The following is an 18,423-nucleotide window of genomic DNA, read 5'->3' on the forward strand; positions in this document are numbered from 1 at the left end:
ACTTTGGCATACAATCCTAAAATTCTATCATCTTATAAATCCTAGTAAAAACTTGAGCACCTCAAACCATTGTACTTTTTGGTTCGGGTACTGTTAGCCCAATATTTTTCATAGCCCAAACTAGCTTCGGTTGTGCCGCTCGTATTGGTATAATTTAGTCGGGAGGTAGTGGCGTCATGACTAAGACCAAGCCGTATTTTTTCGGTGTCCCTACGTTTTAAAAAGAAGTCGAAGATCAAGGAAATAACGATCGCGTCTGAGCCTCCGTTTGCATTGGTTCGGTACCAAACACCAGTATTAAACCCTTTGTATTTAAATTGGGCTCCCGCACTCATCGAACTTACGTTTCCCTGCTTGTAATACACTACAGAAGGGATGAGAAAAGCCCCTTCATCTTCCATATAATTGTAATTATAGCCGAGCGCCATTTTTAAACTGGCATTGATGGTAAAGCGCATGGGTAATCTCGATTGTGTACCACTAAAAGATTCATCTGGTCTATTGATATGATAAAGTGCCGTACCCACCATTGCATTTCGGTATACAAAATTAACACCGGCAGCGGGGTCGAAGAAAAAGGTGTTATCTACTTCTGGTAGCTGGGCTGAAGAAACACTACCTTCGATATAACCCAATCTCCTATCTATTTGATCGCCAAACACCAATTTGCTCCAGTCTATAGAGCGATTGGTAAACCCTGCTTGTAGGCCAAATGAAGCCAGAAAATCATCACCGCCCACGCTGTAAGAATAGGTTGCGGCAATATTGTTTTTGGTTAGGTATGCTGTTCCTTCACTACTTCTGTTAAAAGAGAGACCAATACCTCCAGATAATTGTGGTATCGCAACATCCACAGATGCATTTATGTAAGACAGATCGCCTCCCAGAGCGCTCCATTGATTGCGATAAATCATATTTAATCTTAAATCACCTTCAAACTGCCCGGTTAAAGATGGGTTTAAATAGATTGGTGCATTAAAAAACTGAGAATATAAATGGTCTTGTGCGCTCGCATCCAAAATGCCGAAGCTCAAAAACACTCCTACAATTCCCAAATAAATCCTTTTCATCATCTTATTAAATAAATTTCTCCTGTTCGCTTTGGAGGGCCATTGCCAAAGCTCATCCCTTTCCATTCCGAACCATTTATGAACTCTACATCAATTTTCCAGAAATAAATCCCCTGCGGTTGGGGCACACCATTAAATGTGCCATCCCAGCCCTCTACTGGTTTGCCATCGTCTAATTTTGTGGTTTCCCAAAGTACCTGGCCCCATTTATTAAAGATGGTCATTTTCCACGATTTCATGCCTGAGCCTAGAGCCGTAAATTTCTGCAAGACTATACTTGTTGAACCGGGAATAAATGAGTTTGGCACAAAGGCGTAGCCTGGAACACCGATAATCTGTACGTATTTTTGAACACTATCAACACAGCCCTGTTGGTTATAGGCTCTTAACGTAACCAAATACCTTCCAGTATCTGCATAGGTGTGCGTTGGGTCTTTTTGAGTAGACATATCGCCATCTCCAAAAGTCCACCTATAAGTTAAAGGATTATTGGTACTCTCGTTGGTAAATCTAAACGTATAATCAGGGATGCTAATTACTACAGCAGGGGATACAGCAAAAGCAGCACTCGGAGGACCAATAATGCTAATATAATCGGGCTTCTCTTTTGTATTGCTACAGCCTAGGGTATTCATTGCCGTTAAAGTAACCTTAAATAATCTTGCGGTTCCAGTATAGATATGTGAAGGGTTAATTTCATTAGACGTTGGACTTCCATCGCCAAAATCCCAAATATAAGTATTGCCCCCTACGGTGTTATTGGTAAATTTAACCGTAAAGCCATCGCATCCTGCAATTAAATCAGCGGTAAAATCAGCTACTGGAGTATCTTGTACCTCAATACTTACAGTCTTAATATCGAAAGAAGGACATTCGTTGCTTGCTCTCAATTGTACAACATAGGTTCCAGGGGCGGCAAAGCGATGCACTTGCGTGTCAAATCCGGTTTTCCTTACTGAGAAGGTAGTGCCATCTTTAAAATCATATTCGTACAATGTAGCCCCGGTACTGTTATTTTTAAACACTACATCTTGGCCTACGCAAACCCTTAACGAATTGCCATCTACAAAAAACTGCGCATTCACTGTATTTGGAAGTACTCTAATAATCCCAACTGTAACCTCAACTGATCCACATTCGTTAGTTGCGGTCATTTTTACCGTAAACTCCAATGGTTCTGCCGTAGTGTTTAGATAACGATGGGTAATTGGCATTCCGAAGGCCCATGTGCTCGGAGTAGTGCCATCTCCAAAGTCTATGAGGTAGGTGTTGTTACCTTTTCCAGGAGAAGTATTGGTAAAATTTACATCGAATGGGGAACAGCCAAATGTTTTATCCGGAGTTAAACCTGGCCGAGGGACAGATTTAACAGTAATTTGTGTAATCGGGGAATCATTAGAGCCGCAGTTAGTAGTAACCCTTAACATTACGTTATAGATTTTGTCGGCACCCAAAGGATCTTCGAGAAACTGATACGAACCAATTTGTGCGGCTGTAGATACCACTACCCCATCCACAAGCCATTCGAAAGTTACCCCCGTTAATGTTGTAGAGGTGTTGTTGAAATTAACGGTCAATGGTCCGCATCCACTTGTCGTATTTTGGGTGAACGATGCGGCAATAGTCTGCCGGGTGCTAAACTGATGGGTAAACTCATTAGGTAGGCATCCAAGACTACTGGTAACTACTAATTTAATGTCTACTGTTGTGTTATCAGTGGCAATGGTATATCCTGGAAAGGTAATCCCTGTTCCTATCTGAACGTTATTTGCAAACCAGGTATAAGTATTGTTCCTGTCGGGATACGGTACGGCTTTAATATTACTTGCGGTAATAACGAAAGGCACACAATCAACATCATTTGTATACGTAAATTCGGCCCTTGCATTCGGATTAACAGTAATCTTAACTTGGTTGCTAATGCTCTGTTGCGCACCTGTACAGGCGGCGCTACTTACCAACCTTCGGAAAAAAGTAGTTTGAGTAAGTACAGATGGCGAATAATTTCTTCCAGTTGCACCCGGCACAAAAACCCATGAAATTCCATCCGTGCTCTGTTCCCAACCATAGGTATAGTTGGTACCATCTCCGCCAGTTGGCTGCGACCCAACAATTGCAGCTGGTGAAGTTCCCGAGCAAACAGTTTGATCTGCAGCGATCGTGTTATTTGCAATTGGCGGAAGGGCAACAATAGTTAACACATTACTTATGGTTGAACATACACCACTATTTACGGTTCTTCTGTAAGACAAGCGAGCTGTTACAGTAACATTTAGATCCCGGTTGGTTTGCCCGTTTATTACAGTCCATGGTGCATTTCCGGTAGGGCTACTTTCCCATACGTAAGTATAGGTGCCATCTCCACCAATTGGAGTAGTACCTGTTAACGTGATCACCTGACCTGTACAGTTTGTGGTGATTGGCGTAGAAATAACATTATTGGTAAGAGCTGCTAAATTCACGACATTCACCTCGTCGCTTGTTGCAGGGCATGGTGCCAAACCAGAGATTGTCCATCTAAAAATATAGGTGCCTCCGCCTATCAAACCAGTAACAGTGGTATTAAATTGTGTTGGATTGGTAATAATCGCGCCAGACGGCCCCGAAATTATTGTCCATAAACCTGTATTTGATCCGGGAGAGTTACCCGCTAGAGTTGTAGTAAGGGTGTTGCAAAGTGATTGGTCGGGTCCTGCATTGGCTACAACTGCGCCCTGATTAACAGTAACTACAGCGACAGTAGAAAGTGCCGAACTACAACTTCCATTCTGGACTACTGCCCGGTATTGCGTGGTGGTGTTGAGGTTGAGATAGGGAATGCTAGGGGTTGAAGATGCTATGGTAGTAATCGTAACAAATCCATCTGTTGAGCTCTCCCACCGTAGGATAGTTCCCACCTGACCGCTCAATGTGATCTGACCGCTGTTATTTCCTGCGCATACCGTGGTGCTTCCTGCCGCTGTTCCGCCATTTGAGGGCTGGTCAATTATGATATCCACCTCGTCAAATGTTGGTGGGCAAGGGGCTGATCCGGTTATCGTATAACGGAAAGTATAGGTTTGACCAGCTACCAGCCCGCTAGCTGTGGTAGTGGCGGCAGTGGCATCACTAAAAGTAACACCTGACTGGGCAGAAGTTAAGGTCCATAAGCCCGTACCGGGTGCAGGAGCATTTCCCGTTAGGGTAACCGATGTTGCGTTACACAGCGTCTGGTTTGGTCCAGCATTTGCCTGTACCACCAGTGGATTTACAGTAATTGTTGAAACGGTTGAATTAGCCTCCGCACAGCTTCCATTCCTTACCACGGCACGGAACTGTGTGGTAACCGTTAAGTTGCTATAATTGAGCGTTGGAGTGGTGTTGGTGATCGTTTGCCACGTTGCCCCGCCATCTGTTGAGCGTTCCCATCTTAAAATGGATCCCAACTGGCCGCTCAATGTGATCTGACCAGAATTGGTGCCCGCGCATACCGTGGTGCTTCCTGCCGCTGTTCCGCCATTTGAGGGCTGGTCAATGATGATATCTACCTCATCAAAAGTTGGCGGGCAAGGTGGCGCTCCTGTTATCGTATAACGGAAAGTATAGGTTTGGCCAGCTACCAATCCGTTAGCTGTGGTAGTGGCAGCTGTGGCATCACTAAAAGTAACACCTGATTGGGCAGAAGTTAAGGTCCATAAGCCGGTACCCGGTGCAGGAACATTTCCAGTTAGGGTAACCGATGTTGCGTTACACAGCGTCTGGTTTGGTCCAGCATTTGCCTGTACCACCAGTGGATTTACAGTAATTGTTGAAACGGTCGAATTAGCCTCTGCACAGCTCCCATTCCTTACAACGGCACGGAACTGTGTGGTAACTGTTAAATTGCTGTAATTGAGCGTTGCAGTGGTGTTGGTGATCGTTTGCCACGTTGCCCCGCCATCTGTTGAGCGTTCCCATCTTAAAATGGTTCCCAGCTGGCCAGTCAAGGTGACCTGACCAGAATTAGTGCCCGCGCATACCGATGCGCTTCCAGCAGTTGTACCACCTGCAGTAGGTGGAAGAACACTAACGGTTAATATGAAAGGATTACCCGTACAACCATTTCCAGTTGGAGTTATGGTATAAGTTACGGTAGCATTGGTAAGGGGGTCGCTGTTTGTTAATACATCAGTTATGGGGCCTGAGCCGGTGCCTGAATAACCACTAGCATTTGAAGATCCGGTAGCCGTCCACGCAAACGTTGCTCCCGCAGTAGCGGATGTGGGAGTATAGTTTACAGCCGTACCTGTACAAATGGATTTATTATTTGCACTAGTAACGGTTACCGGGTCTTTTATTGCGATCGTTGCTGTTGAGGAAACTGAGCTACACATGCCTGGCAAGTTCGTAGACACGGTTAATGTTAAATTGATCAGTCTAGCATTTCGCTCGGCTTGAGAAGGCGTATAAGTTGCCGTCAATGTGTTTGCATTTGGACTAAAGGTTCCCCCACCTGTACTGCTCCAGGTTAAACCAGTAACGTCTGCGGTATTACCCGTAATTGACCCTGCTAACGGAATGTTTGCTGCATCGTAACACACGGCACTATATGTTCCTGCGTTTACTACGGGAGCAGCAGTAAAGGTGATCACTTGTGTATCGCTAGCATCTCCACAATTATTATGGTGAGTTACCTTAACGGTATATTCAGCAAAACTGTCAAACCTAATGGATGGATATCTAGAAGCCGCCGTCGTTCCGCCCACAAAAGCAAACGGACCACCGGTTACCGTCCATAAATAAGTGTCTGCAAGCGTGGTTGTTGTTCCAGCTATAATTGATTGGGTTGGACCATTTGCTGCGTCGAAGTTGTAGGTATTTAAAACACATACTTCAAAGTCTGGTGAAAGTATGGCCTGTGGACTTGCATTTACCGTTACTGTTCTGGTAACCGTTGCTGAAGCACCACACGTTGGAGTTGTAATTTGTAAGCTGATGGTATAAATCCCTATTTGGGTAAAATTATAAGTTGGAGGAGTTGCCGAAGTGGTAACTATAGGGGTCGCGGGCGTAACTCCTGTCGTTGGTGAGATAGACCAGGTATAGGTTACATTGTTGTTGCAGTTAATATCAACTACAGTCGCTGTAGCATCTGGTGTAACTGGCGTGCCTGTGCAAACTAGAGCTGGTACTGTAAACGAGGGAACAGGGGGATTTTGGATGCAGATCTGTTGCGTAGCTACAGGGCTTTGACAAGGTGTAGAACTAATGGCCTCAAGTTTTACGGTATGGACGCCATTGGTAAGAAATCGGTATACAAAATTAGTTGCACGGGGTACACCTGCGTAGGCCGGAATTAAAGCTCCATCTACATACCAGTTAAAAGTAGCATTATCTGGCCTGCACGATGGGCCGGTATTATTGGGGTCATCTCCAAGAACAGAGTTGTTGATGAAAGTTATGTTTGTATTTGTACATCCCACCGAAGGGGTCGGGCCTGAAAATAGGGTTTGGGTGATTCTTACTACTTTTGCGGTTGTAGAAACAGCAGTTCCTATATTCCCACAAGAAGCGAAAGCGCTCACCATTTGAATGTTTATTCCAAAAGCATTATATATTGTTGTGCTACCAGAGGTAAACGTTTGTCCGCAAGATGTATTTGTATACTGATGCTGCACAGTGCCACCCTGTAGATCACAAAATGTGTACGTATCGGTAGCATTATCGCCCCAATCTATCCGATAAGTGTTGCCCGGGAAATTTTTTCGGATTCCATTGGTGCCATTAACATCGATTAAATAGGTTAGCGCTCCTGGTAAGCAAACTACATTGTTCCCATTAGTAGAAAAAGCCGTAATGGTTTCGTTGTTGATAATAAAATACGCTTTTGTTGCTACAGTTCCGTCTGGCATAACCACTTTAACAAACATGGTATAATGGGTTTTTTGCGGATTAAATGTAACTTGTGGAGCTATAGAAAGTGCAGAAGAACTTTGATCCAACTCATTTGTAAGGGTAGCATTTACGGTTCCTGTTGCTGTAGAGCCGTTAGTTAAAACGATGTCTGCAGCAGGTCCTGATTGTGCCCCACTGCAAAACCCAAAAGCTTCTGTATTTCCTGCGATCGGTCTGTTGCTTACTATCTTGGCTTCTACAATTGCTCCCGCTTTAATTTCGAAAATGTTGGATTCTACTGATACGATACCAGGGGGGGAAGTTGATTTAATCCTAACTTTATAGCCCGTACCTGGTGCTGTGCCAGCTGGTATTTTTCCATTCACAAAAGTGCTATAAAAACCACTATAGGTACCTATCAAGACTTCACTTCCAAAACTCCCTGATGCGTCTGAAAGATAGAGTTGAAAAACATTTCCTGGCCTAATGCAAGTTGCAGGATCGATATCGAATGTTGCTGCAATTGTACTTTCTGGGGTATAAGGACCCGGATCTACCGTAACACCGGTTAACTGCGCAGATGCTGAAAATGCAAACGCACAACATATCGTCAAGAACAAGAGACGTATAAATTTCACGATAGATAACAGATAGGGTATCGTAAATATATTAATTAAAAATTAATAACAATTAGACATTCCCTAAAGTTTTAAGCAAAAAAATCCCTCATAACGAAAGTTATGAGGGATTTTTTGTTTGTTGTTGGCGTAAAGCCATATAAATGCAAAATGCTTATCGCAAAACGCTCTACTTACATCATGCCGCCCATTCCGCCGCCGCCCATAGGGGGATGTGCATGACCAGCATTACTGTCTTCAGGCTCATCAGCCAAAACAACTTCTGTAGTTAATAACATTGCCGCAATAGAAGCTGCGTTTTCTAAGGCAACGCGACTTACTTTAGTTGGGTCTATTACACCAGCACCGATTAGATTTTCATAGATATCCGTACGTGCATTATATCCATAATCGCCTGTTCCTTCTTTAACTTTTTGAACTACAATAGAGCCTTCAATTCCAGCATTTTCGCAAATCTGGCGTAAAGGTTCTTCGATAGCGCGACGAATAATCTGAATTCCAGTATTTTCATCGTCGTTAATTCCTTTTAGTCCGGTTAAAGCTTCTACCGCACGTATGAAAGCAACACCACCACCTGCAACAATACCTTCTTCAACAGCTGCGCGAGTTGCGTGTAAAGCATCGTCTACACGATCTTTTTTCTCTTTCATCTCCACCTCACTAGCAGCGCCTACATAAAGTACGGCAACACCACCAGAAAGTTTGGCTAAACGCTCTTGTAATTTTTCTTTATCGTAATCTGAAGTGGTGGTTTCAATTTGTGCTTTGATCTGACCTACGCGAGATTTAATGTCTTCAGATTGACCTGCACCATTGATTACCGTAGTATTGTCTTTATCAACAACAACTTTTTCTGCAGAACCTAGATAAGTTAAATCCGCATTTTCTAATTTATAACCTCTTTCCTCCGAAATAACAATACCGCCGGTTAAGATGGCAATATCTTCTAACATTGCTTTTCTTCTATCGCCGAAGCCTGGAGCCTTAACAGCTACAACTTTCAATGAACCGCGAATTTTATTTACTACCAATGTGGCTAGAGCCTCACCATCTAGGTCTTCAGAAATGATCACCAATGGTTTGCCAGTTTGCACTGTTTTTTCTAAAACCGGCAACAATTCTTTCATGTTGCTGATTTTTTTGTCGTAGATTAAAATGTATGGGCTTTCTAATTCAGCTTCCATTTTATCAGCATTGGTTACAAAATATGGAGATAAATAACCACGATCAAACTGCATTCCTTCTACTGTTTTTACCTCAGTTTCTGTACCTTTTGCCTCTTCAACTGTAATTACGCCATCTTTACCAACTTTGTTCATTGCTTCCGCAATTAGGGAACCGATTACATCATCATTGTTAGCAGAAATTGAAGCAACTTGCTTAATCTTATTGTTATCATCACCAACGGCTTGAGATTGTTCTTTTAGGTTGGCAACAACAGCACTAACCGCTTTGTCGATACCACGTTTCAAATCCATTGGGTTTGCACCGGCAGCTACGTTTTTTATTCCGGCAGTTACAATGGCCTGAGCTAAAACGGTTGCGGTTGTAGTTCCATCACCTGCAATATCAGCAGTTTTTGACGCAACTTCTTTAACCATTTGGGCGCCCATGTTTTCGATCGGATCGCTTAATTCGATTTCCTTAGCTACGGTTACACCATCTTTAGTGATAGCAGGTGAGCCAAATTTTTTGTCGATAATTACATTACGGCCTTTTGGACCTAAAGTTACTTTTACTGCATTTGCCAAAATATCAACACCTCTTTTCAGGGCGTCGCGTGCTTCAACATTATATTTTACTTGTTTTGCCATTTCTTTATTAGATATGAGATAGGAGATCTGAGTATGGAGACGAATGCCTAAAACCCAAAAGCCTATCTATTTTAATGATTGATTTAAATTTAAATTTAGTTAGCCTTCTACTGCGAAAATGTCTGTTTCACGCATGATTAGATAATCTTTTCCATTATAAGGAAATTCAGTACCCCCATATTTGCTATAGATTACTACATCGCCAGCTTTAACTGTTGGATGTTTACCTTCAGAATCTTCTGCTGAAACAGAAACTACAGTCCCTTTAGATGGTTTTTCTTTTGCAGTATCAGGAATATAAAGTCCAGACGCTGTTTTTTCTTCTGCCGCAGCAGGTTCAACAATCACTCTGTTTGAAGTGCCAGCAATTGGTTTAAGATTTAAAGACATAAATACTTCTATTTTTAGTTTTTTATAATTGGATAAAATTCGTATAAACTACGACCAATTCGATTAATCAGTTTTTATGCCAATTTACTTTAACTTGTCAAATTTACATTTGCTGTCAGTTAATGGAATTTTCGTTAGAAGCAAGCGTGTCAGTCTGGCAGAAAATTACCAATCGTCAGTATATTTGTTATAACGAGGTTCGTGGGGACACGAACCTTGGCGGTCGGTCGGTGTGCCGTGTCCGTGTCCTCACTTGCCGTGGTGCGTGTCCTCACTTGCCGTGGTGCGTGTCCCCACGCACCACAGCCTCGCGTCTGGCGACAAGAACCTTGACGACGCGAGCCTGGGAGAGGTATAATTTAGTTTATAACGAGATTCGTGGGGACACAAACCTAGGCGGTCGGTATATTTGTTTATAACTTATAGCGAGGTTCGTGGGGACACGAACCTAGGCGGTTGGTGTGCTGTGGTCCGTGCCTCACTTGTCGTGGTCCGTGCCTCACTTGCTGTGGTCCGTGCCTCACTTGCCGTGGTGCGTGTCCTCACGCACCATATCACTGTGTTAAAACTCATCTCTTAAATCCTTAAGAAAATCGAAATCTTTAATTCCGGTTAAATAAAATTTCGCTGAAGAGTAAAAATAATCCACTTCATTCTTAACCAGTTGCCAATGTGTTTGTAAGGGATTTTCGTGAATGTAATCCAATTTTTGGTAAGCAACCTTTTCTGTATAAAGCTCAATTGCTAATGAATCTCTCTTCCAAAATTCATGAGCCTTGTTAGGGGCAAATACGGCATATTTTGCGAGGCTACCTTCTTTGTCTTTCATTTTCCGGAATTCGTGTGCGGTGTTCTTTAAGAAGGAACCTTTAGGAGTTTCTTTGCCATTTAATTCGTTCATACGCCAAATTAGATGAATGTGATTAGGCATAATGATAAAAGCAAAAACATCTATTTTTCCTCTATCACTTAAATATTTAAGTGAATTGATGATGACATCTTTATAATGATCTTCTTTTAGGAGCCGTTGCCATTTGTTTATTGTGGCGGTCCAAAAATAAATCTTGCCGAATTCCATGGATGATTTTCGTTCCCGTCCGAATGTAGTTTTATCCATGTTTATATTAATTTTTTTGGTTATTAGGAGGTTCGTGGGGACACGAACCTGGGCGACACAAACCTTGGCGACACAAACCTTGGTGACATGAACATGGGCGACACGAACCGGGCAACATAAGGTACATGTCAAATGCCATGGTTCGTGTCTCACGAACCATACAAGCGAACCATACAATTAACAATGCCCTGTGTCGTGGCTCGTGTCTCATGAACCATTTCCTGCACCGGGATTCGTGTCCCGAAAGCAATCATTAATGCCAATGTAATCAACGAAATGCTTAAAAAACCGAACTCCACAAAAAAACTCCTAAGGTTTGCTTAGGAGTTTTAAACTATCTTTTTTAAAGAAACTATTTTTTCTTTGTTGTATCTCCAGCTGCAGGAACTGGTGAAGTAGATTTTGCAGGGGCATTTGTGCCAAGAGGAGATTGCGGAGCTGTTGCATCAACCTGAGAATCAATTTTAGATTCTCCGCCGTTTACTCTGCCTGCATTAGATTTGCTCATTGTGGTAATGGCTAATGAAACCACTACAACTAAGGTTAACAATACCCAAGTACCTTTTTCTAAAACATCGCCTGTACGTTGTACGCCAAACATATTGCTGCCAGCACCACCGCCTGTAGCTAAACCACCGCCTTTTGGGTTTTGGATCAATACAAATAGGCCCAATGCAACACAAAAAATAATTAATAAAATGACTAAAAAAGTTACCATAGTATATGATGTTGTTAAATTTTCTTTTCTAAAGATTGAATAAGGTCGGCAAAGTAACGGCTTTTTTCTGGAAATTTCAAACTTAATTTTTCATAAGTATCTATTGCCTTGTGGTAAAGCATTTGCTCGATATAAATTGCGGCCAAAGTTTCAGAAACCAGGTCATTGTGGTCTTCGGCACTTTTCTTCGCCTTGTTCTCATTGTTGATCTGTTCTGCTTTGGGCGCCCTGATCTGGGGCTCATTTTTAATAAAGGTATCGATAATTTCATCCCCAATATGTGCCACCTGTTTGTTTACGGGGCCCTTGGCGGCTTCTTCTGCAACGTTAAACGGAGTTTGCAAATGAAAAATATGCTCTACATACTGTTGCTGCAGTTCGTTCGGATTAGAATTGGGAGTGTTTTTTGGAGTAACATAGGGCTGGAAAATTTGCTCATGTTCTTTTCTGGTTTTTGCCAACCACCATAAGAAAGTATAAGGAAGTTTATCATCATCATATTTACTTACGGTTTGTGCCTCTGCCTCCATATTATACTCTTCGGGCTGAGGCACTGCGTTTTGGGTTACAATAGACTGCTCTGACTGAAAATTCTGTTCAAAGGCAAAAAAATCGGTGGCCGCTATGCTCTCTATCGCAAGTTCATCAGGAATGATCTCTTCTTCTTTCTGCTTTTCTTCAGCTTTTGCACCTACGGGTGCTTCAAAAGAGATAGGATCTATCTCGGTTATTTCATCGAAAACTTCCTCTTGTTCAATTCCCGCCGGTTGTTCTACCAGAGAAAATGACTCAACCTCACTAATTTCATCAAATATTTCCTCTTCTTCGGCTCCAATTTTTTCTTCAGCACTGCTTGAATGTGTAACTTCTACAATTTCGTCAAAGGTTTCTTGTTCGTCTGTTAAGTGAGAGGGAGCTGAAGTAGTATTGATTTCTGCAACTTCATCAACTGCCTCTTGCGCTTCATTAGCGTCAATTTCATCAAGTGCCTCAATTTCTTTGGTTCCCAGTATATCTTCCGCCTTGACGGCATGACTACCCACCAAATGGATTGGTTTACTGGTTAAACTTTCTGGCTGATAAACAACATGATGAGCTAGTGCACCACCATTGTATAAGGCTGCTCGGGTTAAATGATGATGTGTGCCTGAATCTAGAGTTGCTTTTGCTAACAATAAATGCAATGGCTGATAGTAGGGATATTTTTCAGCCAAATCTGCCAACATAGGCGCATGTGCCTTGGTTACCGTAGCCGGTTTTGCAAGTAGCCCTGCCAATTGTTGTTTGGTTTGTAGATCTATCTCCACTAGGATTAAAGGATTATTGTTATTACGGGATCAGTCATGCTGCTAAGTTAACATTTGAAATTACCATTGTGCAAACGCACGATTAAAAATATTCTCTGTTAATTTAGCATTTATCAACTTAATTAAACGTTCTTCTTGTGATTGTAGTGATTGCCCAGCTAGAGAGAAATCTTCAAAGGCACTAAAGGGCTCTTCGAAACTCTTACTGGTTTTCGAGTCTACGTTAACTGTATATTTTACGTTAACTGTGATCGTTAACCTATTAGCTCCGGCTATTGGGTTTGCATTATCCTGGATTGCGATTGGCTTAATTTCGTAACCCACGATCCGGCCTTCTAATCGCACATCTGCATCACCCTCTACAATATTTAGTTTACTTTGGTTACGGATGCGTTCCTTTAAACTTTCAGTAAACCTGTTGCTTAAATAGGAAACTACCAACGGAGCGTTATTTTCAAAAAGTTGGATATTTACCGTTTTGATCCCATCGGTTGAGGCACCATTAAATGAATAACACCCACTAAGCACAGTAACAACCAAAAGAAGAAGGATCGATTTTTTCATAAGTAAATATTGTTTTTAATTGGCTATGGAGCTTGCATGAGCTTGTTTTTTATGAATGTTAACCCATGCAGGTTCATTTAATTTAAGTTAAGTTCTTTTATCTTACGGTATAGGGTACGTTCTGAAATACCAAGTTCCTGTGCGGCGAATTTGCGTTTGCCCTTGTGCTTTTTCAATGCTTTTTTGATCAGATCTGATTCTTTATCAATTAGGGATAGAGATTCCTCTACTTCCTCTGCGTCATGGGCGTAATTATATTCTGAAGGTATAGCCTGCGATGGATGTTTAATGGTTAAGGTTGCCTCATTATGGCCTGGTAAATCAACATCCTGATATAACTGATTAATATACTGAGGATTATCAGCGATTATATGGGAAGTATTACCACCATTCTGAATTATCTCTGCAACTAATTTCTTCAGGTCCATCATGTCTTTTTTCATGTCGAAAAGCACCTTGTACAAGATATCCCGTTCAGAAAAATCTTCCTTGCTGTGCCCGTTTAATGCCATTGGCAAGTTGCTATTCTGTTGCTCGTTCGGAATATAATTTAGCAAGGCCTGAGCACTTACATTTCTATCTTTCTCTAGAACGCAAATCTGCTCTGCAATATTTTTCAGTTGCCTCACATTTCCCGGCCAACTATAATTGCTCAAAATTTGGATGGCTTCCGGTTCTAGCTGGATGCCTGGACTACGATATTTATCACTAAAATCTGCTGAAAACTTGCGAAAAAGTAAATAGACATCTTCTTTCCGTTCGTGTAATGCAGGGATCCTTAATGGAACAGTATTTAAGCGATAATATAAATCTTCGCGAAATTTACCAGACTTAACCCGGTTGTAAACATCAACGTTTGTTGCAGCGATAATACGGACATCTGTTTTCTGTACTTTTGATGATCCAACACGGAGGTATTCGCCACTCTCTAAAATACGCAATAAACGAGCTTGTGTGCCTAAGGGCAGCTCGGCAACTTCGTCTAAGAAAATTGTTCCGCCATTTGCCACTTCAAAATAACCTTTTCTGGCTTCATGCGCGCCTGTAAACGAACCTTTCTCGTGTCCGAACAACTCCGAATCAATAGTTCCTTCGGGTATTGCACCACAGTTAACCGCTATAAAAGGACCGTGTTTCCTAGTGCTCATTTGATGGATAATATGGGAAAACACCTCTTTACCACTTCCACTTTCTCCCGTAATTAAAACCGACATATCGGTAGGGGCAACCTGCCTCGCGGTATCTATGGCGCGGTTTAAAAGTGGCGAGCCCCCTATAATTCCAAACCTATTTTTTATATCTTGTATATCCATGCGTTTTGCGTTAAGCGTTTGGCGTAGAGCGTTAGATGCTTTACACTAAACTAATTTTCCGATCAGCGTAGCTGACGTACATCTCTCAATATAAACATTTGCATAATGACCTGGTTTTACAGAATCTGTAACAGGAAAAACCACCATTGCATTCTGATCATTACGACCTCTGTATTCCTTGTCTGATTTTTTCGAAAAACCTTCTATTAAAACTCTTACTGTTTTGCCCACAAATTCTTCGAGGCAGGATAACGAATCTTCTTGCTGTTTTTTAAAGATTTCGGCCAATCGCCTCGCTTTTACTTCTTCTGGTATATCATCAGGGTACTTACGTGCGGCCAAAGTTCCAGGGCGTTCAGAATAAGAAAAGGTATAAGCGAAGTTGAACCGGGCATAATGCATTATACTAAGGGTATCTTGATGCTCTTCTTCTGTTTCGGTGCAGAAACCTGCGATAATATCAGCCGAAATGGCGCAGCCAGGAATAATCCTCCGGATGGCATCTATCCTGTTCATATACCATTCCCTTGTATATGTCCTATTCATTAAGGCTAAAATCCTGGTATTTCCAGATTGGACAGGAAGATGGATGTAATTACAGATGTTATCGTATTTTGCGATGGTGTATAAAACTTCGTCGGTTATATCTTTTGGGTGCGAAGTAGAAAAACGAACCCTTAATTCCGGACTAATCTCAGCCACCATGGCAAGCAATTGTGCAAAATTAATAGCTCCTTCAACTTCACTTGAAGCTATATGCCTCCTCGAACCAGGCAGTTCTTTCTTATTTGTTAACGCCTCTAACAAGGCGTCTCCAGTTAAGGTGTTCATATAGTCTGATAAATCATTGTTTACCAGTATTTCGGTCTTTGGCTTGTTCCAAAGGTAGGAGTCAACATTTTGCCCTAATAACGTAACCTCACGATAGCCCTTTTCTACTAGCTCTCTGGCTTCGGCCAAGATAGAAAAAGGATCTCTGCTCCGTTCGCGACCACGGGTAAAGGGTACTACACAGAATGAGCACATATTATCACAACCCCTCATGATAGAGATAAACGCGGTAATGCCGTTGCTGTTTAAACGAACTGGACTGATATCAGCATAGGTTTCTTCTCGAGATAAAATTACGTTGACCGCTTTATGACCCTCTTCAACCTGGCTAATTAATTGTGGCAAATCTCTGTAGGCATCAGGTCCTACAACCACATCCACCAATTTTTCTTCCTCTAAGAATTTGGCTTTTAAACGTTCTGCCATACACCCTAAAACACCGACAATAAGTTTAGGATTTCGTCTTTTTTCTACGCCAAACTGCGATAATCGATTGCGTACCCGTTGCTCGGCATTTTCCCGGATAGAACAGGTATTGATGAAAATCACATCAGCCTGATGATAATCTCCAGTGGTTTCAAATCCCGTATCCGCTAAAATAGAGGCTACAATTTCGCTATCTGCAAAATTCATTTGACAACCATAGCTTTCAATATACAGTTTTCTTCCGTCGCCCTTGGCTAACGCATCAATAACCAATGCTTCTCCTTGGCGTTCTTCATCATGTTTCTTATCTGCAAGCTGTAATTCAATCATTAATCATTCAAATTTGTAGGGCTTCAAAAATACGAATTATAATTTATAAATGACAAATTGTCATACATATTAATGTCTTTTTTCTTATTAATAGTATCATTCCTGTTAAGCAGTGTGCGCTTAAAACCTTTTTTGGCTTCATTGGTTGTATCATTATCAACTATGTTAAGATGACAAGAAAAAGAAAAAAAATTTTAATTTGGATAGCCAGCATTTTCGGAGCCCTTATTTTAATAATCGGAATTGCTGCTATTTACTTTAGTTCAAAATGGAAACCTTTGCTCACCACTAAAATAAAGGAGGGAGTATATGAAGGGTCGCACCACCTTTATCGAATAGATTTCCAGAATATCCATCTCAATCTTTTAAGCGGAAATGTGGTATTGGATAGCATTAAATTAATGCCTGATACGGTGGTTTATAATCAACTTAAAGAAATAAAAAAGGCGCCAACTCATATATTTAGACTAAAGATGGCCCATTTAAAATTGAGTAGAATTGGCATATTGACTGCTTATTTTAAGCATAAGATCAAGATAAATACGATTATTTTAGATAATCCCTCTATTGATATGATCTACCACAAAGTAAAAAAACTACAGGATACTACCAAAGATCAAACGCTTTACCAGCAGATTTCTAAATCGATCAAAGCCATTAGGATAAATGGGATTAGGGTAATTGATGCAGACTTTGATTACTATAACGGCAACAAAAAATTAAATGCGGTTAAACATTTAACCATTGATGTGAAAGATATTCTGATCGATTCGCTTTCTCAATACGATACAACCCGAGTTTTCCATGCAAAAAACATTGGCTTTTCGCTAAGCGGGTATAAATCAGTTACTGCAGATAAGATGTATACCCTGAAAATGGATACCGTTAGAGGATCGGTGAGCAAAAAAACAATTTTTATAAGGGGCCTACAGTTTATACCCATGTATCCTGATTTAACCTTTAGTAGAAAATATACGGTCCAAAAAGATCGATATGATGTAGCATTTAATGAGATTAGTGTAAACGGGGTAGATTTTATTGGATTGAACAATGATGGCGCACTTCATGCGAAAAGTATAAAAATCGGTCCGGCAAAAGTTGCCATTTTTATGAATAGGGAACTTCCCCCACCGAGTTTTGATAAATCCAGAAATTACCCGAATAATGCGCTAAAACGCTTGCCAATTGCAACCCTAATCGATACCTTACTTATAAACAAAGTGGATATTGCCTATACGGAGTACGATGCGAAAACCAAAGAAAGGGGCACGCTTAGGCTCGAAAACCTGAGTGGAAGGGTTTTAAATTTGACTAATGATTCCGCTAGATTAATTAAGCACAATCATGCTTATGCCGATCTAACTACTTATGCCATGGGTGCCGGAAAAATGAACGTCAAAATTGATATGAATTTAATAGATAAAGCCGCTTCCTTTAGTTATGTAGGTCATGTGAGTCCCTTTAATATGCAGGTCTTAAATCCACTTGCTAAATCATTAGGTTTGGTATCAATTGAAAAGGGAAATGTAAAAAGTGTGGATTTTAGTATTTCGGCAAATGAACGGGGATCTAATGGAACGGTTAAGTTTCTTTATAACGATTTGAAAGTTAATCTCTTAGAGAAAAATGCGGATGGTAAAAAAGAGAAAAAAGGTTTACTGTCTTTCTTGGCCAACACGATTTTGATAAAAAATGATAATCCAAGTAAGGGAGATCCAGTGAGGGTTGCGACTATTAAATATGAAAGAGTGCCCCAAGCTTCATTTTTTAACTTGATGTGGAAGAGCGTTTTTACGGGCATCAGAGAAACAGTGGGAATAGGCATTGTTCCCGTTAAGCCGATGGCCAAGCCTAAAAAAAGCGCTAAAGAAATGCGTGAAGAACGCAGAGCCGAAAAGAAAAAAGAAAAACCTAAAAGTTAGCGATAGGCGTTTGGCGGTAAGCGTCCAAAGTGGAGTAGCCATGAACCATGAACCTTTCTCCTTGGATGATCATTCAACTTTCTTACTCCCCTATGTGGTAAAAAACAGAATAAATTGTATCTTGGGGCTC

The 18,423-nt window shown here is 41.3% G+C and carries 11 protein-coding genes and 1 pseudogene; 2 read left to right on the top strand and 10 right to left on the bottom strand.

Going from position 1 to position 18,423, the window contains the following annotated elements:
- Positions 1-41: 41 nt before the first annotated feature.
- The 5 genes from AC6H0V_RS16595 to AC6H0V_RS16615 form a co-directional block, all read right to left on the bottom strand.
- Entirely contained in the window at positions 42-1,073 is a 1,032-nt protein-coding gene (locus tag AC6H0V_RS16595; protein WP_497561319.1) for a PorP/SprF family type IX secretion system membrane protein, read from the bottom strand.
- Complete coding sequence (locus tag AC6H0V_RS16600; protein ID WP_497561320.1) at positions 1,070-7,561, bottom strand: DUF8696 domain-containing protein; 6,492 nt, start codon at positions 7,559-7,561, stop codon at positions 1,070-1,072. The genes AC6H0V_RS16595 and AC6H0V_RS16600 overlap by 4 nt, the downstream gene beginning before the upstream one ends.
- A 173-nt stretch (positions 7,562-7,734) precedes the next feature.
- Complete coding sequence (gene groL / locus AC6H0V_RS16605) at positions 7,735-9,375, bottom strand: chaperonin GroEL (RefSeq protein WP_497561321.1); 1,641 nt, start codon at positions 9,373-9,375, stop codon at positions 7,735-7,737.
- A gap of 99 nt (positions 9,376-9,474) precedes the next feature.
- The gene (locus AC6H0V_RS16610; protein ID WP_497561322.1) at positions 9,475-9,765 is read right to left on the bottom strand and encodes a co-chaperone GroES; all 291 of its coding nucleotides are present in this window, start codon (positions 9,763-9,765) and stop codon (positions 9,475-9,477) included.
- A gap of 562 nt (positions 9,766-10,327) precedes the next feature.
- Positions 10,328-10,882, bottom strand: a complete 555-nt coding sequence (locus AC6H0V_RS16615; protein WP_497561323.1) for a transposase — start codon at positions 10,880-10,882, stop codon at positions 10,328-10,330.
- Positions 10,883-10,927: 45 nt separating this feature from the next.
- Between AC6H0V_RS16615 and AC6H0V_RS16620 the strand changes: the two are divergent.
- A pseudogene (locus tag AC6H0V_RS16620) lies at positions 10,928-11,002 on the top strand (hypothetical protein); the annotation flags it as partial.
- A gap of 232 nt (positions 11,003-11,234) precedes the next feature.
- Here AC6H0V_RS16620 and secG read toward each other — a convergent pair.
- From secG to AC6H0V_RS16645, 5 genes are all read right to left on the bottom strand, one after another.
- On the bottom strand, positions 11,235-11,600 hold the full coding sequence (secG, locus tag AC6H0V_RS16625) for a preprotein translocase subunit SecG (RefSeq protein WP_497561324.1): 366 nt from the start codon (positions 11,598-11,600) through the stop codon (positions 11,235-11,237).
- 14 nt (positions 11,601-11,614) lie between these two features.
- Positions 11,615-12,907, bottom strand: a complete 1,293-nt coding sequence (locus AC6H0V_RS16630) for a DUF8458 domain-containing protein (RefSeq protein ID WP_497561325.1) — start codon at positions 12,905-12,907, stop codon at positions 11,615-11,617.
- Positions 12,908-12,967: 60 nt separating this feature from the next.
- On the bottom strand, positions 12,968-13,471 hold the full coding sequence (locus tag AC6H0V_RS16635; protein WP_497561326.1) for an LptE family protein: 504 nt from the start codon (positions 13,469-13,471) through the stop codon (positions 12,968-12,970).
- Between the two features lie 77 nt (positions 13,472-13,548).
- A complete protein-coding gene (locus AC6H0V_RS16640; RefSeq protein ID WP_497561327.1) occupies positions 13,549-14,784 on the bottom strand; it encodes a sigma-54 interaction domain-containing protein in 1,236 nt (411 codons plus the stop codon).
- A 45-nt stretch (positions 14,785-14,829) separates the two neighbouring features.
- Positions 14,830-16,371, bottom strand: a complete 1,542-nt coding sequence (locus AC6H0V_RS16645; protein WP_497561328.1) for a MiaB/RimO family radical SAM methylthiotransferase — start codon at positions 16,369-16,371, stop codon at positions 14,830-14,832.
- A 170-nt stretch (positions 16,372-16,541) separates the two neighbouring features.
- On the opposite strand from AC6H0V_RS16645, the gene AC6H0V_RS16650 reads away from it, so the two are divergent.
- Complete coding sequence (locus AC6H0V_RS16650; protein WP_497561329.1) at positions 16,542-18,293, top strand: AsmA family protein; 1,752 nt, start codon at positions 16,542-16,544, stop codon at positions 18,291-18,293.
- Positions 18,294-18,423 lie beyond the last annotated feature (130 nt).

It is taken from the genome of Pedobacter sp. NO84 (genome assembly GCF_059703915.1).

Bases quoted from the DNA above. Each gene is read 5' to 3' on its own strand.
- AC6H0V_RS16650 (WP_497561329.1), top strand. From the start codon at position 16,542: ATGACAAGAAAAAGAAAAAAAATTTTAATTTGGATAGCCAGCATTTTC.
- secG (WP_497561324.1), bottom strand. From the start codon at position 11,600: ATGGTAACTTTTTTAGTCATTTTATTAATTATTTTTTGTGTTGCATTG.
- AC6H0V_RS16635 (WP_497561326.1), bottom strand. From the start codon at position 13,471: ATGAAAAAATCGATCCTTCTTCTTTTGGTTGTTACTGTGCTTAGTGGG.
- AC6H0V_RS16615 (WP_497561323.1), bottom strand. From the start codon at position 10,882: ATGGATAAAACTACATTCGGACGGGAACGAAAATCATCCATGGAATTC.
- AC6H0V_RS16640 (WP_497561327.1), bottom strand. From the start codon at position 14,784: ATGGATATACAAGATATAAAAAATAGGTTTGGAATTATAGGGGGCTCG.
- AC6H0V_RS16595 (WP_497561319.1), bottom strand. From the start codon at position 1,073: ATGATGAAAAGGATTTATTTGGGAATTGTAGGAGTGTTTTTGAGCTTC.
- AC6H0V_RS16645 (WP_497561328.1), bottom strand. From the start codon at position 16,371: ATGATTGAATTACAGCTTGCAGATAAGAAACATGATGAAGAACGCCAA.
- groL (WP_497561321.1), bottom strand. From the start codon at position 9,375: ATGGCAAAACAAGTAAAATATAATGTTGAAGCACGCGACGCCCTGAAA.
- AC6H0V_RS16610 (WP_497561322.1), bottom strand. From the start codon at position 9,765: ATGTCTTTAAATCTTAAACCAATTGCTGGCACTTCAAACAGAGTGATT.